Annotated in this window: 21 protein-coding genes and 1 pseudogene; 14 read left to right on the top strand and 8 right to left on the bottom strand. The window is 40.6% G+C overall.

Annotation, left to right across the window (positions count from 1 at the left end; translation table 11 throughout):
* Positions 1–64 precede the first annotated feature (64 nt).
* From U2718_RS24705 to U2718_RS24670, 8 genes are all read left to right on the top strand, one after another.
* Positions 65–394, top strand: coding sequence for a killer suppression protein HigA (locus U2718_RS24705; protein WP_342002711.1), 330 nt, complete (start codon positions 65–67; stop codon positions 392–394).
* On the top strand, positions 387–1,481 hold the full coding sequence (locus U2718_RS24700; protein WP_342002710.1) for a helix-turn-helix domain-containing protein: 1,095 nt from the start codon (positions 387–389) through the stop codon (positions 1,479–1,481). The genes U2718_RS24705 and U2718_RS24700 overlap by 8 nt, the downstream gene beginning before the upstream one ends.
* Before the next feature lie 71 nt (positions 1,482–1,552).
* The gene (locus U2718_RS24695) at positions 1,553–2,272 is read left to right on the top strand and encodes a class I SAM-dependent methyltransferase (protein ID WP_342002709.1); all 720 of its coding nucleotides are present in this window, start codon (positions 1,553–1,555) and stop codon (positions 2,270–2,272) included.
* A 138-nt stretch (positions 2,273–2,410) separates the two neighbouring features.
* Positions 2,411–3,016, top strand: a complete 606-nt coding sequence (locus tag U2718_RS24690; protein ID WP_342002708.1) for a gamma-glutamylcyclotransferase — start codon at positions 2,411–2,413, stop codon at positions 3,014–3,016.
* A gap of 578 nt (positions 3,017–3,594) precedes the next feature.
* A complete protein-coding gene (locus U2718_RS24685) occupies positions 3,595–4,350 on the top strand; it encodes a tryptophan 2,3-dioxygenase family protein (protein ID WP_342002707.1) in 756 nt (251 codons plus the stop codon).
* A gap of 135 nt (positions 4,351–4,485) precedes the next feature.
* Complete coding sequence (locus U2718_RS24680; RefSeq protein ID WP_342002706.1) at positions 4,486–5,610, top strand: aminotransferase class V-fold PLP-dependent enzyme; 1,125 nt, start codon at positions 4,486–4,488, stop codon at positions 5,608–5,610.
* A gap of 244 nt (positions 5,611–5,854) precedes the next feature.
* The gene (locus U2718_RS24675; RefSeq protein ID WP_342002705.1) at positions 5,855–6,433 is read left to right on the top strand and encodes an NIL domain-containing protein; all 579 of its coding nucleotides are present in this window, start codon (positions 5,855–5,857) and stop codon (positions 6,431–6,433) included.
* 29 nt (positions 6,434–6,462) lie between these two features.
* Positions 6,463–7,815, top strand: a complete 1,353-nt coding sequence (locus U2718_RS24670) for a selenium-binding family protein (RefSeq protein ID WP_342002704.1) — start codon at positions 6,463–6,465, stop codon at positions 7,813–7,815.
* A gap of 19 nt (positions 7,816–7,834) precedes the next feature.
* Here U2718_RS24670 and U2718_RS24665 read toward each other — a convergent pair whose 3' ends face one another.
* The 3 genes from U2718_RS24665 to U2718_RS24655 all read right to left on the bottom strand — a co-directional run bounded on the left by U2718_RS24665 (position 7,835) and on the right by U2718_RS24655 (position 11,282).
* On the bottom strand, positions 7,835–9,766 hold the full coding sequence (locus U2718_RS24665; protein WP_342002703.1) for an ATP-binding cassette domain-containing protein: 1,932 nt from the start codon (positions 9,764–9,766) through the stop codon (positions 7,835–7,837).
* A gap of 177 nt (positions 9,767–9,943) precedes the next feature.
* A complete protein-coding gene (locus tag U2718_RS24660) occupies positions 9,944–10,360 on the bottom strand; it encodes a DUF1824 family protein (RefSeq protein ID WP_342002702.1) in 417 nt (138 codons plus the stop codon).
* Between the two features lie 79 nt (positions 10,361–10,439).
* Complete coding sequence (locus U2718_RS24655; RefSeq protein WP_342002701.1) at positions 10,440–11,282, bottom strand: prohibitin family protein; 843 nt, start codon at positions 11,280–11,282, stop codon at positions 10,440–10,442.
* 134 nt (positions 11,283–11,416) lie between these two features.
* On the opposite strand from U2718_RS24655, the pseudogene U2718_RS24650 reads away from it, so the two are divergent.
* The 5 genes and pseudogenes from U2718_RS24650 (at position 11,417) to U2718_RS24630 (ending at position 19,190) form a co-directional block, all read left to right on the top strand.
* Positions 11,417–13,196, top strand: a pseudogene (locus U2718_RS24650) (ABC transporter ATP-binding protein).
* 178 nt (positions 13,197–13,374) lie between these two features.
* The gene (locus U2718_RS24645) at positions 13,375–13,803 is read left to right on the top strand and encodes a hypothetical protein (RefSeq protein ID WP_342002700.1); all 429 of its coding nucleotides are present in this window, start codon (positions 13,375–13,377) and stop codon (positions 13,801–13,803) included.
* A gap of 642 nt (positions 13,804–14,445) precedes the next feature.
* Positions 14,446–16,803 (top strand): alpha-glucosidase, encoded by a 2,358-nt coding sequence (locus U2718_RS24640; protein WP_342002699.1) that lies wholly within the window; start codon positions 14,446–14,448, stop codon positions 16,801–16,803.
* A 22-nt stretch (positions 16,804–16,825) separates the two neighbouring features.
* Complete coding sequence (locus U2718_RS24635) at positions 16,826–17,101, top strand: hypothetical protein (RefSeq protein ID WP_342002698.1); 276 nt, start codon at positions 16,826–16,828, stop codon at positions 17,099–17,101.
* The gene (locus U2718_RS24630; protein WP_342002697.1) at positions 17,091–19,190 is read left to right on the top strand and encodes a cation:proton antiporter; all 2,100 of its coding nucleotides are present in this window, start codon (positions 17,091–17,093) and stop codon (positions 19,188–19,190) included. The genes U2718_RS24635 and U2718_RS24630 overlap by 11 nt, the downstream gene beginning before the upstream one ends.
* A 40-nt stretch (positions 19,191–19,230) precedes the next feature.
* Here the strand turns inward: U2718_RS24630 and U2718_RS24625 are convergent, their stop codons facing one another.
* Both U2718_RS24625 and psaK read right to left on the bottom strand, forming a co-directional pair.
* Entirely contained in the window at positions 19,231–19,515 is a 285-nt protein-coding gene (locus U2718_RS24625) for a photosystem I reaction center subunit PsaK (RefSeq protein WP_342002696.1), read from the bottom strand.
* A gap of 204 nt (positions 19,516–19,719) precedes the next feature.
* Entirely contained in the window at positions 19,720–19,971 is a 252-nt protein-coding gene (psaK, locus tag U2718_RS24620; RefSeq protein ID WP_342002751.1) for a photosystem I reaction center subunit PsaK, read from the bottom strand.
* Positions 19,972–20,060: 89 nt separating this feature from the next.
* Between psaK and U2718_RS24615 the strand changes: the two genes are divergently transcribed.
* Positions 20,061–20,693 (top strand): phosphoribosylanthranilate isomerase, encoded by a 633-nt coding sequence (locus tag U2718_RS24615; RefSeq protein ID WP_342002695.1) that lies wholly within the window; start codon positions 20,061–20,063, stop codon positions 20,691–20,693.
* Positions 20,694–20,747: 54 nt separating this feature from the next.
* Here U2718_RS24615 and folE read toward each other — a convergent pair whose 3' ends face one another.
* The 3 genes from folE to U2718_RS24600 form a co-directional block, all read right to left on the bottom strand.
* Positions 20,748–21,458 carry a GTP cyclohydrolase I FolE gene (folE, locus tag U2718_RS24610; RefSeq protein WP_342002694.1) on the bottom strand — a complete coding sequence of 237 codons (711 nt, stop codon included), beginning with the start codon at positions 21,456–21,458 and terminating at the stop codon, positions 20,748–20,750.
* Positions 21,459–21,500: 42 nt separating this feature from the next.
* Positions 21,501–22,226 (bottom strand): SDR family oxidoreductase, encoded by a 726-nt coding sequence (locus U2718_RS24605; RefSeq protein ID WP_342002693.1) that lies wholly within the window; start codon positions 22,224–22,226, stop codon positions 21,501–21,503.
* A 377-nt stretch (positions 22,227–22,603) separates the two neighbouring features.
* Positions 22,604–23,584: an acetyl-CoA carboxylase carboxyltransferase subunit alpha gene (locus tag U2718_RS24600; protein WP_342002692.1), complete on the bottom strand. Its 981-nt coding sequence runs from the start codon at positions 23,582–23,584 to the stop codon at positions 22,604–22,606.
* Positions 23,585–23,688 lie beyond the last annotated feature (104 nt).

Below are 23,688 nucleotides of genomic sequence, written 5' to 3'. Positions count from 1 at the left end.
GATATGTTCTCTGGGCAACAAATTTGTTTACCAAAATGGTAAACTTATATTAGTCTACTAAGGCATGGAAATTACTTTCGCTGACAGCAAACTGCAAAACCTATGCGAGCAAGAAAAATTAGCGCAAAGAAAATTGGGTGCAAAGTGTGCCAAGAAATTGACAACCAGATTGGCGGATCTTGCTGCTGTTAGTTGTGTCACAGAATTAGTTGCTGGTCGTCCCCATCCCTTAAAAGGAGATCGGGCAGGTGAATTTGCAGTAGACCTAGAAGGTGGTAAACGACTTGTATTTAAGCCAGATAACGATCCTATTCCTCTTACCGAGGATGGAAGTATTGATTGGTCAAAAGTTACTGCTGTTTGTATTGTTTTCATTGGGGATTACCATGACTGAGACAACCCGAACATTCACTCCAGATTGGGTATCTCCTCCCGGTGATACCATTGCTGATTTATTAGAAGAGCGTGATTGGACACAAGTACAGTTAGCAGAGCGTTTAGGCTACACCACTAAACATATCAGCCAGTTGATTAATGGCAAAGCACCTATTAATGAAGAAACAGCCCTGAAGCTAGAACGGGTTTTAGGGAGTACAGCAGTATTTTGGCTCAATCGTGAAGCCCAATATCGCGCTGCTCTAGCAAGGAAAGAAGAAGAAAACCGCTTAAAGGGATGGACATCTTGGTTAGATCAATTACCAGTCAAAGAATTGATGAACCAAGGTGTAATTTCCAAGTGCAATTTAATTGCCAAGAATAAACCTAGCTTGGTAAAGAAGTTATTACATTTTTTCGGTGTAGCTTCGCCGGAAGATTGGGAGAAATGCTACGCAAGTCTAGAAATTTCCTTTCGCCGCACCCGCGAAGAACAAAGTGATGTTGGTGCTATTTCTGCTTGGTTGCGTTTGGGTGAAATAGAAGCAGAAAAACTGGACTGTCCTAAGTACAGTAAACCAAAGTTTGAAAAAGCAGTGCGGGAAATTCGCGCGTTGACGGTGTTACCACCAGAGGAATTTGAGCCACGGATGCAGCAGTTGTGCCTGGAAGCAGGAGTTGTGCTTGTTTTAGTACCATCAATAAAAAGAGCGTACGTCAGCGGTGTAGCAAGGTGGTTAAATCCCCATAAGGCATTGATTCAACTTTCACTTTACGGTAAAACCAATGACCGCTTCTGGTTTAATTTCTTCCATGAAGCAGCACATATCCTGCTACATAATAAAGAAAATATTTTTCTGGATGAATGGGATAGTGAGGAAAGGTTGGTATCTGAACCAGAACGCGAAGCAAATCAATGGGCGCGGGAATTTTTGATACCACCTGAGTATGAAGGAGAATTAACGCGACTTAAATCTAAAGCAGATGTTGTTGATTTTGCAAAGCGTATCGGCATCCATCCCGCTATTATTGTAGGTCGGCTGCAACACGATCGTCTAATCGATCGCTCTTGGATGAATGGTTTTAAGGAGAGTATTTGTTTTTGATGAGTAGAATAAGTAGATAATGATACAAGCGCCACCACCTCTTTACCTAAATTGCCATTAGAAAAGACAACATGAATGAGACGCCTACTCAAAAAATTCAGAAAGATTTTGATCGAATTGCACTGTTAGAACCAGCGCAATGGGATCACAACAGCCACTATCACGGTTTTTTACTCAAGCAAATACCATCTGCTTGCGAGAGTATTCTGGAAATTGGCTGTGGAACTGGTGTCTTCACTCGTCTTTTAGCCGAACGCTGTAAAAGAGTGGTTGCAATAGACTTATCTCCAAAAATGATAGAAGTTGCTCAACGGCAGTCTGGAGATTATACAAATATAAATTTCCAGGTTGCCGATATATTGCACTGGGAGTTTGCAGTTGAGCAATTCGATGTTATTGCTTCTATTGCGACTGTTCATCACTTGCCAGTTGAGAATTTACTACCTGATTTGAAAGGTGCTTTGAAACCAGGTGGAAAGCTTGTAATTCTAGACTTACTCAAAAGTGAAAGCATCCAGGATACTTTGAGCGATTTAATAGCTGTTCCACTTAACTTGATATTTAAGATCCTCAAAAACAGGCGCATCAAACCTTCACAGGAGGCAGTAGAAGCATGGAGAGAACATGGGCGCACAGATAATTACCTCACCTTATCGCAAGCAAAGCAAATCTATACACATTTCCTGCCAGGAGTGAATGTTAGAAGGCACTTGTTTTGGCGTTATTCAGTAGTATGGGAAAAGTCATTGCATAACATGGGCAGGCAAGATGCCTACCCCACAAGAGTTTAGTCTCATTTCAATATGCAAACTAGATATTTTTCAGCTTAGTTGTGGCAATATAAACTACTATTTGCCCACCGAAATAGTGATAAAAGGTTTGTATATTATAGTGAAGTTAAAAATTTGCATTAATACTGCTAAAGACAGATGAGCAAGCAGGGCAGACACTTACACCACAGTTGGATTCAGTCTCAAGAGCCTGCAAACTTAGACTTGAGACTGCAACCGATACAACAAAAAGAGCCAATGTTTTACTATTTTGCCTATGGTTCGTGTATGTGTCCGGTAGATTTGAAGCGATCGCTTGGCGAAAATACCCACTGTTATGTGATTGGCTCTGGAATACTCAAAGGTTATCGACTGGGTTTTTATCGCTATTCCCCATTTCGTAAATGTGGAGTATTAGATATAGTCAAAGATCCAGGTAGCACAGTACACGGTGTACTCTACCAGCTACCGATGCGAGTTAGCGATCGCCTGGATGAACGAGAAGATGTGCCACACGGCGGTTATCGCCACGAATTTATAGATATTCACTGCCAGGGGCAAGTTTACAACGGTGTTCGTACTTATGTAGTAGTTAATAAATTATCAAAAGAATTTGCGCCTAATGACTGGTACTTTAATGTAGTTTTGCGTGGTGCGGTAACTTGCGGATTACCAGAGGAATATTGCTGGAATTTATTTAATCATATGTACCAATTGCAACAGAAGCATCAACTGCACAAGTTAGGTGATCAGTTAACGCACTAAAATTACTTGCTTAAAACTATTAACATTCATAAGATTTGTACTATTCAAGTTAGCGAAAAGTATTAAAGCAAATATTTCCAGTCAATATAGTGCCATAATCCTCACATTTTTGTTGGAGAACGCCTTTGAAAGCATGATACATTGTGGGTGATCGCCGTACTCAGACGCTTTTGTCAGTCAAAGAGAAAATAGGATGCTTATCTAATAACAACTCCATAGATAGACCCCAACCTCAAACACCACAAACTAAAATAGATACTAGAGCCATTCAACAGGTGTAGTGATTTTTTGGTTCCATACGATGTAACAAACAGGCGATCGCATCCAATTTGGTTTTAGCGAGCAACCAGCATCAAACAAGATAGTTCTCTTGGTATCAAGTTTATTCCAAATAAAATAGCACTCAATATTTCTGCCTACTTAGTATTTAATATTGTTTAGATAAAACTTGTTGAAACCGTTAAAGCCAGTAAAAAAGAAAATAAACACATTAGTTTAGAACATTAGTTCAAAATTTTGGAACCAATTCCCAATTATTAAAAGATGACATACTCTAAACTAAGGGTTAGGAGGTTTCAATGGAACGCGAGTATTTTTATTCGATTATGAATGGTCAGGGAACATTAGATTATGAGATTTATTTGAATACTCATGCTTTACTTTCCTGCCAGAAAGACTATAAAGAATTGTGCAATCAAGACGAACTTCAGTTTCAAATTGTTCATCAGTCAGAAGAACTTTGGATGAAGCTTATTGCTTATACACTTCTAGATATTGATGAATATATCCAAAAAGAAAACACTAATAGAGTAATTACACTTTTTAATCGAGTTCATGGAATCCAAAAAATCATGATCCAACAATTGAGCCTTTTGGAAACCATGTCACCAAAGGAATATCAAGAGATACGCATACACTTAGGAAATGGCAGTGGGCAAGAATCTCCTGGTTTTCGCACTATTATGAAAATGTATCAACCTCTATGGCAGTCTTTTAAGACTTTTTATTTGGATAAACATGGACTGAGTTTAGAACAAATTTATGATACTGAGTATTCTCATTGCAATGCTTACATGATTGCAGAAGCTTTAGCAGAATATGATGAACTGTTCCAAAAATTCCGCTATCATCACATTCAATTAATTAATAGAACTATAGGAATGGGTTCCCAATCTTTGAAAGGAAGACCTGTAGATTTACTAGAAAGTGGAATGCGTATGAGATTTTTTCCAGAGCTTTGGGAGACCAGAAATAAAATGACTGATGCTTGGGGGTTACAATACGGTAAAGTTAGAGAATCTATTGCTAATAAGGAAAAGCTTATTGCTACATAACCCGACTTAGTTTCTGTAGCTATAGGTTATTTTTCTGTTGAATTTTATTACGAGATATAAACCAACAAATTATCAGTCTTTGTCGGAAAAGTAACCAGATTTGGGAATGACTAATTCAATCTTATCGGATTAGTAATGGCGAATCAATATAAACAATACTTTTTTATTCCTAAAGGTATTTATTTACTAAACCACTCGGTAGGATGTCTTCCACAAAAAACAGCCTTAGAAAAGGAGCGTTTCTTTGACTTATGGAAGTTCCAAGGTGGTAACGCTTGGGAGGAATGGCTAAGTTTAATAGATGAATTTTGCAAATCTCTATCTACTTTAATTCATTGCAATTCTGAGGAGGTTTGTCCCCAAACTAATGTGTCTTCCGCAATTTGCAAAATTTTACATTCGCTGCCACTACGTAAAGGTAGAACCAAGATTCTACTATCAGAATTTGATTTTCCATCGATGGGATTTGCTTTGTCTCAAATGGAGAGGAGTGGCTACCAAATTCAATTCCTACCAATCAAGGATAATCAGTTATGTTTAGATAGTTGGAAAAAGCATCTTACAAAAGATACTCAACTTGTGTTTATTATTCATGTTATTTACGGTAACAGCTTCTTAAATCCAGTAAAAGAAATTATTCATTATGCTAAAGAACAAGGTATCTTTACAGTAGTTGATATTGCACAATCTGCTGGTGTGATACCGATTGATGTCGGTGCATGGAATGCTGATTTTGTAATAGGTTCGTCTATTAAATGGTTATGTGGAGGCCCTGGTGCTGCATTTCTTTGGGCGAATCCGGTAAGTATTTCAAGTTTTGCTCCAGTTGATATAGGTTGGTTTTCTCATGAAAATCCCTGGGAATTTGATATTCACAATTTTCAATATGCTAAGAACGCTAAACGTTTTTGGGGAGGTACTCCCTCAGTCCTGCCTTTTGTTATTGCTAAAGTAGGTATTGATGAAATTAACAGCATCGGTGTAGATAAAATTCGCTTTCACAATTTAGTATTAACAGAACGTCTAATTCAGGCTGCTCAAACAAAAAGGTTAACTGTGCTTATACCTACTGAAGCTTCACAGCGTGGAGGAACAGTGGTTATTCAATTTAATAATCCTCAAAAAGCTTATGAAAAATTCAAAAAGGAAAATATTTTCATAGATATTAGACCCAACTTTGGATTGCGTTTTTCCCCTCACATATACAATGATGAGGAAGAAATAGATAAAGTCATTTATTGGATGCAAGATGAAGATTAAAAGATATATCCAAAAAATCTTTAATTAGTAGACAAAGCTTTGATTCTACTTCCAGTGTATGTATCCGGGAAAATAGGAGATGCGATCGCTACACATCGGAATTAATGTATGCTAAACTACTGTAAACCTATCAAATTATCGTACTTTTGATAAAAGAGTATCCAGGGTAGCACAGTACTTAAAAAAGAATCTTGGCGTTGTCCTAGCTCTAGTACACCTGCTGTGAATTAGGGGATTGAGGCTAATGAACCTATCTAATACTGTTAATTCCACCCTGGGTTGTGTCCGCATTCGTGTTCCCCAGCAATACTACTGCCAACCTATTTTTTCCCGATTAATTTCTCGCTACTGCTTAACAATCAACATTGCAGCAGCCTATTTAGAAGCTCATATTAACGAAGACGGTTGGTTTGACTTAGAAATTCAAGGAAGTTCTCAACAAGTAGAAGCAGGGCTTGCCTATCTTAAAAGTTTGAATATAGAAATTGTGCAGCTAAATTTCAAAACAATTTCTCTAGAAAGGATGGAAAATATCCAGCTTTTATGTCTCAATAGGATCGCAACAGCAGAAGATTTGAATGCAGCAGATGGACAATCAACTCGCGCTAAGTTGCAAGTCTGCATTCCTCAGAATTACCGTTCTTCTCCCGTCATCGCAGGGTTGGTTTCCTGCTACGGTTTAACCGTTAATATTGCTGGAGCCTTATTAGATGACACCACAGAAAAAGATGGTTGGTTTGATTTAGAACTTTGGGGTAATCGCCAACAAATTGTTTCTAGTTGGAAGTATTTCAAACAATTAGGCTTACAAATTTGGTTATGATTTCTAACAATTCATCGGAGGTGTAAAATATGACTCATGCTTGTTGCGGGCCTGGTTACGCTTCTCCAGAAGCCGCACTGAAAGCAGAACGCGAAAAGATTCTTTATGCGATCGCCTTATATACGGGTACAGATATCAAAGCACCAGATTATCTTGCCACTGTAGATGTTGATCCCAATTCTCCGACTTACTCCCAAGTCATTCATCGTCTACCTATGCCCTATCTTGGCGATGAATTACATCATTTTGGCTGGAATGCTTGTAGCTCTTGTCATGGTGATAGCAGTAAATCTCGGCGCTTTTTAGTTATTCCTGGACTGCGTTCTAGTCGAGTGTATATTATTGATACAGCAGATGCTCGTACCCCCAAACTTTATAAAATCATCGAACCAGAAGAAATCAAAGCAAAAACCAATTTAACAGCTCCCCATACAGTCCACTGCCTAGCCGATAGCAACGTGATGATTTCTATGTTAGGTGATGGCGAAGGCAATGGCCCTGGTGGCTTTTTGTTGCTAGATAAGAATTTTGATATTGTCGGGCGCTGGGAGCGTCAAGCCGAAGCCATGCAGTTCAACTACGATTTTTGGTATCAACCACGACATAACGTCATGGTGAGTAGTGAATGGGGTGCGCCAAAAACCTTTTATCCTGGTTTTGACCTTAATGATGTAGCAGCCTCAAAATACGGTCATCATTTGCATTTCTGGGATTGGTCAAAACACGAAATTATTGAAAGTTTTGATTTAGGTGAAGAAGGCATCATCCCCTTAGAAGTGCGTTTTCATCATAACCCTGAAAGTACGCATGGTTTTGTTGGTGCTGCACTCAGCAGTAATGTTTGGCATTGGTACAAATCCAACGGACATTGGCAACTAGAAAAAGTTATTGATGTGCCATCACAAGAAGTGGAAGGCTGGCCAATTCCTGTGCCATCTTTAATTACTGATATCCTTATTTCAATGGACGATCACTTTATTTACTTCTCCAACTGGTTGCACGGCGATATTCGTCAATATGACATTAGTAACCCTTCCCAACCCAAACTCACTGGGCAGGTTTGGTGCGGTGGTTTGCTTGGTAATGGCAGCGAAGTTCAAGCCCATAAATTGGCTGGTGGCCCGCAGATGCTACAACTAAGTTTGGATGGTAAGCGGCTCTACGTCACCAATTCTCTATTTAGTAGTTGGGATAATCAGTTTTACCCGAATTTATCCAAGACAGGTTCCTATTTGTTGCAAATTGACTGCGATACCGAAAATGGCGGTATTAAAATTAACCAAGATTTCTACGTTGATTTTGGTAAAGAACCAGCCGGCCCCGCTCGTGCGCATGAAATACGTTATCCAGGAGGCGATTGCACCTCTGATATTTGGGTATAATTGATACTGTTGATATTCTCTAGGATTCCATTTCAGCTAATTCTAACCAGCGCTCTGTCGCCACATCTATTGCCTGCTTTAGTGTTTCCACCTCTTCGTAGAGTTTTTGCACTTGAGTATAATTTCCTGGTGGCACTTTGGAGAGCGCTTTTTCTGTGTCTGTTTTCTCGGCTTCTAGTTGGGCAATTTTACCTTCAAGTTCTTCAAATTCCCGCCTTTCCCAAGTTGAGAGTCTGCGCCGTTTTTTCTGTTCTGGTTGTGGGGGTTGAGAATTTACTTTCTCTGCCTCTACATTTTTCGGTTTTTCCTTAGTACTATTGGTTGCTTGCTGCTTTTCTTCTTCGGCTTTTTTGTAATCTAGATAAACTGAATAATTACCAGGATACTGTCGAATCTTTCCTTCTTCTTCGAGAGCAAATATAGTATCTACTGTCCGATCAAGAAAATAGCGATCGTGGGAAACAACTATTACACAACCATTAAAATCTTCTAAATATTCTTCCAGAATTGCTAACGTTTGTACATCCAAATCATTCGTGGGTTCATCTAATATCAAAACGTTCGGCGCACCCATCAAAACGCGTAACAAAAACAAGCGTCGTTTTTCTCCTCCAGAAAGTTTATGAATGGGAGCATATTGCTGATTCCCAGGAAATAAAAACCGTTCTAGCATTTGGGAAGCAGTAATTTTAGTGCCATCAGCAACTTGGACGTATTCACCTTCTTCTTTAATGTATTCAATCACACGCTGATTTTCGTTCAACGCTGTCAGTAATTCTTCCGAATGTTGGTCAAAATAGCCAATGTGAATGGTAGTACCAATGTCCACATTACCAGTATCCGGCTGCACGCGCCCGGTAATAATATCCATCAATGTAGACTTACCCGCACCATTACCACCAATAATACCAATCCGGTCTTCTGGGTTAAATTCGTAGGTAAAATCTTTAATTAAGGTACGCCCATTGTAAGCTTTGGAGATGTTTTTCAGTTCGATAACTTTTTTGCCGATCCGACGACTGGCTGTAGAAATATCAACTTTTCCCTGAGCTTGTTTAAACTCAGTTGCTTGCATATCACCAATCCGATCTATTCTAGCTTTTTGTTTGGTACTTCTGGCTTTTGGCCCTCTTTTTAACCATTCCAACTCGCGCCGCAATACTCCCTGAAATTTACGCTGACTGCTCAGAGCGGATTCTTCTGCTTCGGCTTTCTTTTCTAGGTAGTATGAATAGTTTCCAGAGTAAGTATAGATGTCGCCTCGATCAATTTCGATAATCTGGTTAGTGACGCGATCTAAAAAATAGCGATCGTGAGTAATCAGCAGCAATGCACCGCGATAACGATTTAAATAACTTTGCAACCACTCAACAGAATTTGCATCTAAATGGTTTGTTGGCTCATCCATCAATAATAAATCTGGCTCTGATAGCAAAGCTGTGGCTAAAGCGATACGTTTACGATAACCTCCAGATAACGTTCTAATGCGAGCATTAAAATCTGTAATTCCTAATTTGGAAAGGATGATTTTAGCGTTGGTTTCTAATTCCCAAGCACCATTTGCATCCATACGCTGCATTACCGCAGAAAGGCGAGACATCAACTGACTATTTTCTGGCTCGTGAGCTAGTTGTTCGGAAATTTCTTCATACTCACGTACCAAAGCCATTTCTTCACCACTGTCAGCAAAAACTTGCTCTAAAACTGTGTGATTTTCATCTAAGTCTGGCTGTTGGGGCAAGTAGATAATTTTCGCACCAGAATTCACAAAAATTTGCCCACTATCAATTGGTTCTAGTCCGGCAATCATTTTTAATAATGTTGATTTACCAGAACCGTTAGTACCAATTAAACCGACTTTATCAGTCGCATCTAGACTAAAGCTTGCATCTTTAAGAATTTCTTTAATACCAAAATCTTTTTTAACTGATTGCAGTGTAATCAGACTCATAATAATTTCAAGTTTAAAATTTTGTATTAAGTATAAGGCAGAAGGCAGAAGGTAAATTCTAAGTCTAATTATGTCAGCTTACTTAATAATAAGGTGCGTTGCGCAAGCGACAACGCACCCTACAATTTTAACTTCTCCTATGATTTCTTGTTTTGCTTTTGCACTTATCTACCCTACTTATACAAATAAGTCTAGGGGTAAATGACCGTACATTTCGTTAATACCATTAGGAGAAAAAGACTGGCATGATACCAATACACCACGATGATGCCCAAAATAAGAGTCGATATGGCATACACCGTTTTTGCCGTTTAATTTAATATAAACTGGCCCATCAATAGCAGGTAAATTACTTGGTGGTTCATAACCCAAAGCTAGGGAATATGTTTTCATCGCTAACATTCCTTCTGCTTCTGTATCAGCACAAATACCTAAAATTTGGTAATCAGAAAGTTTGGCAATCAAAAGTAAAGCTTCACGAATTAAAGACTTTTCTGACGGCTTAATTTTTGGTGCAATATCTACACAATTGAACTTATTAAGAACTTTTTTAGCGTCTGCGATCGTGAAGTTAGTCTGATTTTTGCTTGACATAAACCTGCTTATTATCTACTAGGTGTGTACTTTGTTACTGATTAGGGCATGCTCTACGTTTCGATTTAAACTCTTAGTTTTATTCCTGCATATTGCTCACATTAAAAAGGAAAGGTACACTACTTTGAGAGTCTTTACCAATGACAAGAACTTTTGGCATTTGAGCACCACCATTTTTCCAGGCTTCAATTGCTTCCTTTTGTAGAACTAATTGCCCTCCTTGGGCTTTTAATGTTTCCGCTAAAAGTCTTTGAGCTTCAGCTTTTCCCTTAGCACGATTAATATCAGCCTGTGCTTCTTGTTCAGCTTCCTGTGCTATGTAGACAGCTCTTTGCGCTCTTTGTTCCGCAATTTGTTTATCTTCAACTGCTTTTGCAAATTCTGGAGAGAATGTTAAGTCAATCACACTAGTATCTAAAACAATTATCCCATATTTATCTAAGCGTTGTCCCAAAGCTGTATCAAAATCTTCCTTTAGTTCATTTCTTTTGGTAATTGCCTCTTCTACTGTCCTCCTTGCCGCTGCAATTTTAAAAGATTCTTGAGTTTGGGGAGCGATAATTTTGGAGACAATATTCTCTAAACTTCCCTGTTTTCTTCTAATCTCAACTACTTGTTGAGGATCAATGCGGAAATTGATAGCAAATTTAGCTGTTAGTTCTTGTAAATCTTTGGTAGCACTTTGAGCAGGTATTTCGTATTTTTGCACCGTTACATCATATACATCTACTCTAGAGATAAAAGGTGGTTTGATATGAATACCCTCTAATAAAGCTCCATCTTTTGCTTTACCCAAAATACTTAACACCCCCGCTTCACCTGGATTAATAATGATAAAGGAATTGAGAGCAAATATCACAAGTACTGCTATTGCAACACCTGCTACTATGCTTTGCCAACTACCAAATTGCTGATTTTTCAAATTTTATCTCCTTTGATTATTGTTAAGTATTTCTAGCTATATGGTGACGCTTCATCAATGGCAAACATGGTAGTATCAGTCCTTTCACGTAATTGCAAACGGCAGTGACTACGGTATTTAAATCTCGTCAGGCGATGAAAGAAGGTATGGGTTCAACCCATCCTCTCAAACGTCTGCTGAATTATGGACAGCAGTATCGCAAACAATTTTGGCAAGCCAGTACTTGCTCTATGATCAATAAGCTGATGGACTTGGCACCACCAGGGTTGATTGGGATTGCGGTTGATGTGGTTATAAAGCAGCAAGATTCTATCATTGCACAGTTGGGAATCTAAAGATATTTTTGGACAATTTTTAATTCTTGCTTTTCTGACTGTCATTATTTGGATTTTAGAATCTATTTTTGAGTATGCCTATGCCAGACTATGGCGTAATTTGGCACAAAATATCCAGCATGATTTACGTTTGGATGCTTACAAGCATTTACAAGATTTGGAACTGGCATACTTTGAAGAACGTAGCACAGGTGGTTTGATGTCTATTCTCAGTGACGATATTAACCAACTGGAGCATTTTTTGGATAGAGGAGCAAACGACATTATCCAAGTTGCGACAACTGTAATCATTATCGGTGGCGCTTTCTTTATTGTCGCTCCTAATGTCGCTTGGATGGCAATGTTGCCTTTACCTTTTATTATTTGGGGAACATTTGCTTATCAGGATGTACTTGCGCCTCGTTACGCTGATGTTCGAGAAAAAGTGAGTTTACTTAATTCTCGCCTAGCGAATAATCTCAGTGGAATCACTACTATTAAAAGTTTCACTGCTGAAGATTACGAAATCTCGCGTTTAGCAGTAGAAAGTGAAGCATATCGCCGTAGTAATGCCAAAGCAATTAGACTTTCTGCTGCCTATGTTCCTTTAATTCGGATGCTGATTTTAGTGGGATTCACAGCATTGTTATTCTATGGTGGCTTGGCAGCAGTTCGAGGCACAATTTCTGTAGGCGCGTATAGCGTTTTAGTGTTTTTAATTCAGCGCTTGCTGTGGCCTTTAACTAGATTAGGCGAAACCTTTGATCAATATCAACGAGCAATGGCTTCCACAAATCGAGTCATGTATTTGTTGGATACTCCTGTTGCTATACATCCGGGAGATGTGCCGCTAGCTTTGCAAGAAGTACGTGGGGAAGTAGAATTTAAACACATTACTTTTGCTTATCAAGGTAGACAACCAGTCATCAAAAATTTGACATTGATGATTCCAGCAGGGAAAACGATCGCTATTGTCGGTTCAACTGGTTCTGGGAAAAGCACCTTAGTTAAACTTTTATTGCGGTTTTACGAAGTCCAATCGGGAGAAATCACTCTAGATGGTTTTGATATCCAAAAGCTAAAACTGCAAGATTTACGCCGCTGTATCGGTTTGGTGAGTCAGGATGTATTTTTATTTCATGGTACTGTGGCAGAGAATATTGCCTACGGAAGCTTTGACGCTAGCGAACGAGAAGTTATTATAGCGGCTAAAATTGCAGAGGCGCATGAATTTATTACAAGCCTGCCCCAAGGATATAAAACAATAGTGGGCGAAAGAGGACAAAAGCTATCGGGCGGGCAACGCCAACGAATTGCTATTGCTCGTGCCGTACTCAAAAATCCACCAATTCTGATTTTAGATGAAGCCACCTCAGCCGTAGATAACGAAACAGAAGCAGCAATTCAGCGATCGCTAGAACACATTACTGTCAACCGAACAACGATCGCGATTGCTCACCGTCTTTCTACTATTCGTAATAGCGATCATATCTATGTCATGGAACATGGAAAATTCGTCGAGTCTGGAACCCACGAGGAACTGCTAGAGCAGAATGGAGTTTATGCTAGTTTATGGCGTGTTCAATCTGGTTTAAGGTAAATTTGTCAACATTGCCTTTGAGCGTGAGATGATTTTCTATGAATCGTTCTTCTGCACTGGGTAAATAGGTAAAAGGCTATAGCTTACAGGTTACATAAAAATATAACTAACCTATCCCCTATCCCCTATCCTCTATCCTCTGTCCCCTGTCCCCTGTCCCCTGTCCCCTAGTTAAATTATGATGTTTGGTACTACACAGCCTGAATCACCAGAGAATAAGTGGCGTCGCCAACTCGATCAATTTATCAAAACTCATCAACAAGAACTGGCGGCACTAGCTTGGGGCTTGTGGTTAGAAAATGGTGACAGCAAAGGTACTATTGGCATTGACTTGCAACCAAAACCACATTTTGTTTACTGTCCTCAAGAAGCAATAGAGAACTTAAATCTGAAAGTTGAGAATAGACTTCAGGAAGTTATGGGAATTGTGGCGCATTATCAACCTGAAGTGGAAGTTGTCATGATCGGTATTGGAAAAGACCAAATTAAGTTAATTCATTTTGAACCACAACCAGCACCGCCAATCAGTTTTGAACAAGTTGGTAAAGATGTTGATAGTTTATTAGAAATGTTAGAGCAAAGTCTGAGCGAACAGCTGCAAGGCTAAAAAATAAGGAAGTAGAGCTTCTCGTTAAGGTTGACGCGGGGACGCAAAGAGGGGCAGACGCGGAGAGATTTTTTTGATGATGAATTAAACGGACTTGAAATGACAAGGTTCTGAAGCTCAATGATGAGGCTTTGAACTTGGATGGCGAGGTTTTGAGCTGGAATGACGGACTTCTGAAGCTCAATAATGAGGCTTGGAACTCGGATGATGAAGTTCAGAGCTTGATAAAACCTGCGATCAAGATGTTCTGAACCAACTAGCCCCCACGGGCAATAGTCCACAACGAGGGGAAAATCTCTTTTCTCTAGACTCTATTTTCAAGACGCAGTAGTCGGGAATTACTTCTTTTCCAATTGAAATTACATATATGTACTAGCGTGCGTTACGGATATCCTAACGCACTAAATTGTTTTGTCACACTGATGAAAAAATCTCAGGACTTACGCAAAATCCTCTCTAACTTTTATTCCTCCGTGCCTCTGTGTCTGGAGTGGTTTTATTCTTCCGTGACTCGTGCGTAAGTTTTAAATCTGAAGGGGTGACAAAAACTATAAAAATTCTTGAAACAATATTCAATGTTACTTTAAATACATATAATTAACGAAAATTATAGGTAATTTCAGCTATATAGGAAGTAATAATATGCCTTCTCCCCAGTACTATCAGGAAAACACCCCAGAAGCGTTAACTTTTAAACAGCTACAGCAACTCCAAAAACAGGTAAAACGACCAAAGTCCAGAGTGCGTTCTTCTGGTTGGGTAGTAAGACGGCTCCTGCGAGTGCTGACTAAACCTTTTCGGATCATTTTTCGTCCAAAAGTTATCGATTTTGGTGTAATCGCTACAGTTGTTCCCAGCCAAACTTATCAGTTAGGGGAATTTACGATCAATTGGCAGGGTGCTGATGCCCAAAAGCCGTATCTATATATAAATCATGCAGACAATCCATCAAAGATAGTATGGCACACACCTGCTGGTCAGAACTTTGTCGCTGGAGCAAAAGTACACCTAGAAATTGTTGAGGAACGGGGTTCGGTAGAAATTGATGAAAATAGGAAGTCCCAATTTCCCAATCAAACGGTAGATCGGATTGAGGCAGCAGGAGATTTTCTGGTAATTTTTGGTCGTCTCCAGGAATCACGCTCTCAAGGCGAAAGCGCCCAGTACGCACTTTACTTCCGTACTTCTGGCTCCAAACAACTCGATTTTTACTTGCATATCATTGGTGATGATATAAATCTGGCTCAATTGCGATTTGCAACATCGGCTGACGAACACTTTTACGGCTTCGGTGAGCAATTTTCTCGAATTGATTGCAAAGGTTATGAAGTGCGAATTGTGACAGAGGAGGGGGGAATCGGTCGTGGAGATCCTGGCCCCAAAACCCTGAATTTGTTGGGGGTAGCAGGTACAATGTTCTCTAGCTACGCTCCAGCACCTCATTTTATTACCAGCAAAATGCGATCGCTGTTTTTAATGAATACCGAACCTTCTGTATTCGATCTGCGAGAAAAAGAAACAGCTAGCGTGAGAATTTTTTCTAACCAGATGCAGGGGCGAATTCTTACTGGTGAGACTCCATTAGAGTTGATAGAACTGTATACCGCCCACACAGGGCGAATGCCCCCTCTTCCCGACTGGGTGAATTTTGGTGCGATTGTTGGAATGCAGGGTGGTACTCGGTTAGTACAATCTGTCTGGGAAAAGCTACGCGCTTTCAACACTCCCATTGCTGGTTTTTGGTTGCAAGACTGGGTAGGACAACGCAAAACAGCGATCGGCAAACAACTATGGTGGAATTGGCAGTTAAATGAAAATACTTATCCTAACTGGAAAGAATTAGTAGCCGATTTAGCCCAGGAAGGAATTAGAGTTGGCGTATATATCAATCCTTTTTTGGTCAATCCTCCTCCAGAACAAGTTCAAGGCAGAAGGAACCTTTACCAAGAAGCAGAAGAACAAGATTTTTTGGTCAAGGATGAAGCTGGAGAGATTTATCTTGTGGATAATACTGATTTTGCTGCCGCTCTTGTTGACTTAAGTAACCCGAATGCCCGTGAATGGTTTAAAAGCTTGATTAAAGAAGAGATACTAGGCAACGGTGCAAAATTTTGGATGGCTGACTTCGCGGAAGCAGCACAGTTTGATGGTGAGTTTTACTCTCAAGAATCAGGACTTAGCTATCACAATCAATATGTAGTTGACTGGGTACAAGTAAATCGGGAGGCGATCGCAGAAGCTGGTAGAGAAGGTGAGGCATGGTTTTTCAATCGCGCCGGATACCTCAAAACTCCTCTTTTTAGTACAGCTATGTGGTTGGGTGATCAAAATGTCACTTGGAAAGAAAACGACGGTATGCCTAGCGCCCTGAAAGGATTAATTAGCGGTGGAATATCCGGGTTTAGCATTAACCACAGTGATATTGGTGGGTACACGAGTATTGCCTATCCAATTTTGCTCGCTTTGGGTATTGGCTTCAAGCGTTCTAAGGAACTCCTCTTCCGGTGGATGGAGATGAATGCCTTTAGCCCAATCTTCCGTACTCATGAAGGTAATCAGCCCGAAGCTAATGTCCAGTTTTATACTAATGATGAAACAATAGCAACTTTCAGTTATTGGGCAAAGGTTTATGCAGCATTTGCTGGATATAGAAAAAAATTAATCGCAGAAGCAGCAACAACAGGATATCCACTCGTTCGTCATCTCTTTTTACACTATCCTGATGATCCCAATACTTACACAATCGAAGATGAGTTTTTACTCGGAAGTGAGTTTTTAATCGCACCAGTTTTAAAGCAGGGCGCGACTAGTGTTAATGTTTATTTGCCCATTGGTAAATGGGTTCACCTGTGGAGTGGCAATACTTACGGGAATGTAGCTCAAGGCATGTATCAACAGATAGATGCTCCTGTTGGGCAGCCGCCTGTATTCTACCGTCAGGGTTCACCTGATGCTCAGGCAGTTTTGGAAGCACTGAAGGAGAAGGGTTTACTCAATTAAAGCAGAAGTACGTAGGCAGGAGGTGAGGCAGCCCACCACCAAAGGCGGTTTCCGGCGTTCGCGTAGCGTCTCCGAAGGAGTTTGGGGGACTGCCGAATCCGAAGGGCAGAAGGTAATTGAGAAGAATTTTAAACTAACTCTTTATTATACGGTGATAGAAGTTTTACAGGTTAGACTCTTAAATCCTTATCTGAGGTGGAACTTGAAGGCTTTTATCAAAGCTTGTTCTTTCCCTTCTGCCGTCTGTCCTCTGCCTACTATTAACAGTCTTCTCAAAAGTAGCCATTGTGAACATTGAATTACAGCTTTTGAATTTTCGGGAAATCAACCTAACTCAGCAGTTAGTCTTTGCACAGATATTTCAACCGATTACCGATCCAGTTGCCATCTTCCTAATTATTCTGGCAATTATGCTTGTTACGCCTCTATTATTTGAGCGCTTCAAGTTGCCAGGAATTATTGGCTTGATTTTAGCAGGGATAATTGTTGGGCCTCATGGTTTGGGTTTACTAGAACGAGATAAAACAATAGAGTTGCTTGGCACGGTAGGGTTGCTGTTTTTAATGTTTCTCGGTGGACTGGAAACCAGTTTAGATGATCTTAAACGCAATGCGAATAAAGCTTTGACCTTTGGATTGGCAACTTTTGTAATTCCGATGGTTATAGGCACAGCAGCAATGTTGCCCTTAGGATATAGCTTTTTAGCCTCGGTATTGGTAGCATCTTGTTTTGCTTCCCATACGCTGTTGGCTTTACCTGTTCTGTCTAAGCTTGGAATTATGCGGAATCAGGTTGTCACTGCTACTTTAGGAGGAACACTGATTACGAATGTGCTAGCGCTGTTAGTACTAGCAATTGTTGTCAAAGCCAACCAAGGTAATCTCACACTCAGCTTCTGGCTATTTTTGATTCCATCCCTGGCAATCTATACCTTTGCTACCCTCTGGGGAGTACCAAATTTAGGTCGTTGGTTTTTTCGCCGCTTCGGACATGATGAGGGGGCAGAATTTTTGTTCGTATTGGCAGCTCTATTTATTGTCTCTTATCTTGCCAAATTAATTGAAATTGAGCCAATTGTTGGAGCTTTCTTAGCAGGAGTTGCGATTACTCAACTCATTCCCCAGATGAGTCCGTTGATGAATCGAATTCAGTTCATTGGCAACACATTATTTGTGCCTATTTTCCTCATTTCTGTGGGAATGTTGGTAAACCCTCTTATCCTTGTCAAAGATACTCGTGGTATCTTAGTTGCTGTTGTGATGATTGGGGCAGAATTCGCTAGTAAATTTTTAGCAGCTTGGGGTACAGCCAAGGTATTCAAATGGAAAATCCCCAGTACGATGGTGATGTTTGGGCTTTCAGTTGCCCAAGCCGCTTCCACACTAGCAGCCATCACAGTTGCCTTTAACATCAAGCTTGTTGATGAATTGACTGTGAATGGAATTATCGGGATGATATTGGTAAGCTGTATTGCTTCTCCCTGGATTGTGGAGCGTTGGGGAGGAAAAATTCAGCAAGAGCCTGCCCATGCTGCTAGCTCTAAAACAGAAGACTTGGAACATTCGGCAGCGTTCAGTAATTTGGCAAATCGTGTTTTAGTTCCGGTTGCTAACCCTAGTACAGAAGATAACTTGCTCAATTTGGCTATTATCCTCACTAAACAAGGCAACGGCACTTTATTACCACTACACGTGATCATCTCAGATAAACATGGTTCTGTGGGTATAACAGCAAAGACGCAACAAAAACGGCTATTGGATACTGCGGAAACTCTTGCCCATGCTGCTGTTACTCGTGTTGAACCTATCGGTAGGATTGATGATTCTATTGATTTAGGCATTTTGCGAGCAGCCCAAGAAAGAGATGCCAGTTTGGTAATTTGTGGTTGGAAGGGTTACTCTACATACCGAGAAAACTTCTTCGGTGGTGTAATTGATAACATTGTGCGTCGTTCAACAGCACCTGTACTGATTACTCGTTTTGCCCAGCCGATTGAGAATACCCAAAGAGTATTATTAGCTATAACTGACTACAGAGTTTCTGCTGCTACGCTTCGCCAAACTATAAGCTTGGCTAAAATACTTTCAGAAGCACTTAAGGCTCCCTTGGAAATTTTACAGGTATTTTCTGAACCAAAAGAATATTTACCCAATCTAGAATCATTAGTAGCCGACACTGAAATTTCTATTCAAAAAGTGCGAGGAAATTCAGTCAGGAAAATCTCAGAATTACTCAAAGCCAATGATTTATTGGTTTTACTTGAAAGCACTCATCGTTTCGGTCAACCGGCCTTGGGAAAAGAACCAGAAGCGATCGCTCGCAATCACCCAGAAACTTCTATTACAATTGTGCATTTTCCAGAGCAATCAGGCACACCAGAATCATGATGTGCCTTTGGAATTTAAGTTATATTTTATATGCTGGTTATTAACTTGCTAAATAGCCAATATTGGTTAATCCTAAGTAGGCACCAACACCAATTAAATGACCGGCAGCCATTGCAGCCAGGAAAGTACCCACACTGGGATTATTGAAAACTGATGGGAAGGGCAAAGGCATTTTCGGCCCAACATGGGGATACCACACCACACGGGGAATGATCAAAAGACATAACAGGCAAGCACCGATAATCACGACTGGCTGTGCTAGGCTCCATCCCATGCCAGTATAAGGAACAGTAGATTGAACTGCAAATAGAATTGATGAAATCATGTTTATTTCTCCTGCATAAATCAATTGAGTTAGTTACAAAAACGCGAAGCGATCGCCTTTTTACAACCACGTCTATGCTCTACCTGATTTAGCAGCTGCATCCTCCTTCTACAGGTAGGTTAAATAAAACTCTTCCCGTGGTTAGGAGGATAGCAGAAGAGAAATTTGAATCAGAGCGTTGTATTTAACGTCTCTATTCAAAGATTAAATACTTCCGATATTAGTCAGCCCTAAAACAATACCAACGCCAATTAAATGACCGAAAGCCATCGCCGCAATGAATGCAGGAACGCTCAAAGGCAGCCCAGGTAATTTAGGGCCAACTTGAGGGCGCTCAATTCTGGTAGTCAGTAAGACTGCTACTATACAGCTAACACTGATAATGACTCCCACTGTGGGATTCCACGCTGGTGTAGCAGGAACAGTGGGTTGGGCTGCTAGTAAAATTGAAGAAATCAAACTCGTATCTCCTCAAAAAAATATTGACATAGACCACAAAGATTATAGAATTGCCAGCGACACAGAAACTCTGAAATTTTTATTTTATGCGGGTTAAGATTTGCGGCATTACAAAACCGGAACAGGGTAAAGCGATCGCTTCTTTTGGCGCAACAGCTTTAGGATTTATCTGCGTTGCTACCTCACCCCGTTACGTACAATTAGAACAAATTCAAGCAATAACGGCACTTTTACCCGACAAAATCGATAAAATCGGTGTATTCGCTAATACTAGTATTGAGAAAATTACACAGATAGTGACTAATTCTGGGCTAACTGGTGTTCAATTGCACGCAGACGAATCACCAGAATTTTGCCAAAATTTACGTAAAAATTTGCCAAATGTAGAAATTATTAAAGCTATAAGAATACGTAATGCTAGAGATTTTGATAAAGCAATTACTTATAGTGCCTATGTAGATACACTACTACTTGATGCTTATCATCCCCAGCAACTGGGCGGAACTGGTAAAACTTTAGATTGGCAAATGTTACAGCAATTTGACCCCAGTTGTCCTTGGTTTTTAGCTGGGGGACTAACGCCCGATAATATTTTAGAAGCCCTCAATCAAGTTCATCCCGGTGGCATTGATTTATCTAGTGGTGTAGAACATACACCTGGAGACAAAGATTTAGATAAGGTGGCTAGGTTGTTTGAGAGGCTAGGGGCTAGAGGCTAGAATAATATACAACCTTGACTAAATATTTGATTCCTAGTCCCTAGTCCCTAGTCCCTAAAATATTGCTGCTTGGTGACGAATTAAGTTGAAGAATTCTTCGCGGGTTTTTTGCTCTTCTTGGAAAACACCCACCATAGCGCTAGTAACAGTCCAGGAACCGGGTTTTTGTACACCGCGCATTACCATGCACATATGAGTGGCTTCCATCACAACCGCAACGCCTTGTGGTTCCAAAATTTCTTGAATCGCTTCGGCGATTTGCCTGGTTAATCGCTCTTGCACTTGTAAGCGGCGAGAGTACATTTCTACAATCCGAGCCAGCTTACTTAATCCCACAACTTTTTGGTTGGGAATATAGGCAACATGAGCTTTGCCCATAAACGGTAACATATGGTGCTCGCATAAACTGAAGACATTAATATCTCGAACGAGCACCATCTCGTTGTGTCCTTCATCAAAAATAGCACCGTTGACGAGTTCTTCCAAAGACTGGTTGTAACCGCTGGTTAGAAAGCGCAGTGCCTCTGCCACTCGCTTGGGTGTTTTCAAGAGTCCCTCGCGTTCCGGATCTTCTCCCACACCCACCAGTAGCTTCCTGACGGCATCTATCATCTCCTCGATTGGTTCCTCTTCTGGAGAGGGATGCAATTCTGCTGGATGCCCATCGTGAGTGTTGCGATCTGGTCTAGTAGTTATGGCATCGGTTAAGTCGGGAATCAATGGAGATTGAAAGCGATTGGAACCGTTGGAACGAGCTATAGTCATGGTATAAGTCTTGAATAGGTTTTAAGGTCGATGACTGGGCGTTTAAAGAGTGCCGGCACTGGGCATTACGGTTAACTCATCAATTACTGCTTGCTGTGGTAACAATGCAGCATACACAATCGATTGAGCGACAATTTCTGGAGTTAACATTTTTGAGCGGTCAAAGTTGACGTTTACAGTTTCTTGATCCCAAAGTTCGGTATTAACAGCACCAGGACAAACAGTAGTAACGCGGATGCCGTAGGGACGTTCTTCTTGTGCCAAAGTTTGAGAAAGAGCAATTAAACCAGCTTTGCTAACACTGTAGGCTCCCCACCCAGAAAAAGCTTGTTTGCCTGCTATTGACGCAACGTTAATGATCGTACCTCTGTTGCGATCGCGCATTCCCGGCAGAACTCCCATAATACACTGGAACACACTGGTAAGATTTAGGTCTATCACCCGCTGCCAATCAGATAGGGAAGTTTCACTCAAGCTTGCGGTGTAACCTATACCAGCGTTGTTTACCAAAATATCTATATCCCCAAAGTCACGGTTGATATTTTGTATCTTTTCTTTGATTTGGGATACAAAAGCTAGATCCAATGAATAAGCCTTTGCTTTCACTCCTGCGTGCCTAGCTGCTTGTGCTGTTGCCTCTAACTTGTCAACAGAACGACCAATTAGAGCTACATCCACCCCTGCTTTAGCAAAAGCCAAAGCAGTTGCTTTGCCAATCCCACTACTTGCCCCTGTAATTAGGGCGCGTTGTTTTTGCTCAAAACTCATGCTCTTTTCCAATTTTTGGCAGACAAAACCCATCGCCGTAGCTTTATACTCAAATTTCTCGATTTGCTGCTCTAGATTAAGCAAACCTTAAAATTAGATGAATTTGCTTGGACAAGTGCTAAACTCCATAGCCAAGGTGGGAATACTATAGGATGCAACTAAGTTAAGCTTTTGCAAGACTCATATAAAAATGTACGTCTTGGAAGCAAGATTGCGCCCTTGGTTTTTTCATAAGTACATTACAAATCACTCATTAATTCTGAATTTGATTTGCAAAAATGCGAATGCCTATGACTCTTAAAGATTGTTAAAAATCTTTACAGTGCCACAGGCAATTATAGCATTGCTAATATGCTAATCAATAGTTTTCAGTGCTATCAGTGAGCAACTTCGGTAAAAACACCCATTTTGCGGAATTTTTCGTACCGCAGTTGGCGGCGTTCTGTGGGAGTTAAGCGTCCCAGTTCCTCTAAATTGTCTAACAAAGCACTTTTAAGAGTTTGAGCAGCTTTGAGTGGTTCGGAATGAGCACCACCAATGGGTTCAGACAATATCTGATCGATAATGCCTAAGTTTTTCAAGTCATAGGAAGTCATTTTTAGGACTGCTGCTGCTTGTGGAGCCTTGCTAGCGTCCTTCCACAAAATAGCTGCACAAGCCTCCGGAGTAATTACGGTATAAACGGAGTGTTCAAACATCAAGATGCGATCGCCGACTCCAATGCCTAATGCTCCTCCAGATCCGCCTTCACCAATCACTGTACAAATAATTGGTACATCCAAACAGAACATCTCGCGCAGATTATAGGCGATCGCTTCACCTGCGCCTTGTCGTTCAGCGACTACTGTGGGTAAAGCTCCCGGTGTGTCAATAAAAGTCAAAACCGGCATCCCGAACTTATTGGCGTGTTCCATTAATCGCATTGCCTTGCGATAACCACCAGGAGTTGCCATACCGAAGTTACGGGCAATATTGTCTTTTGTGTCACGCCCTTTTTGATGTCCCAACATTACCACAGGTTGTCCTGCCAAGCGAGCCACACCACCAATCAAAGCTGGATCGTCAGAGCCATTGCGATCGCCATGCAACTCGAACCATTCATCAGTGATAGTTTGAATGTAATCTAAAGTACTTGGACGGCGGGGATGACGAGCGACTTGCAGTCGTTGAGACGGAGATAGACTAGTAAAAATTTCCTCACGCAGTTGCATGGCACGTGCTTCCAATTGACGAATTTGACTAGAAACATCGACGCCATTCTCTTCTGCAAGTTTGCGGATTTGATCAATCCGGTTTGCAAGTTCTGCCAGCGGCTTTTCAAAATCCAATAGTAGTGGTTTACGCTCAGTAGTTGCCATAGTTAGAGATTAGGGATGAGGTATTAGAGATTAGGTATTGGGACTAGGGGCTAGGGGCTAAGGGCTAGGGGCTAATCAATTCAAAATTCAAAATTCAAAATTTT

This window comes from Chlorogloeopsis sp. ULAP02 (genome assembly GCF_038404745.2).
Classification (GTDB): Bacteria; Cyanobacteriota; Cyanobacteriia; order Cyanobacteriales; family Nostocaceae; genus Chlorogloeopsis.
The sequence above is the reverse complement of the archived record's forward strand: the minus strand, read 5'-3'. Positions and strand labels throughout refer to the sequence as shown.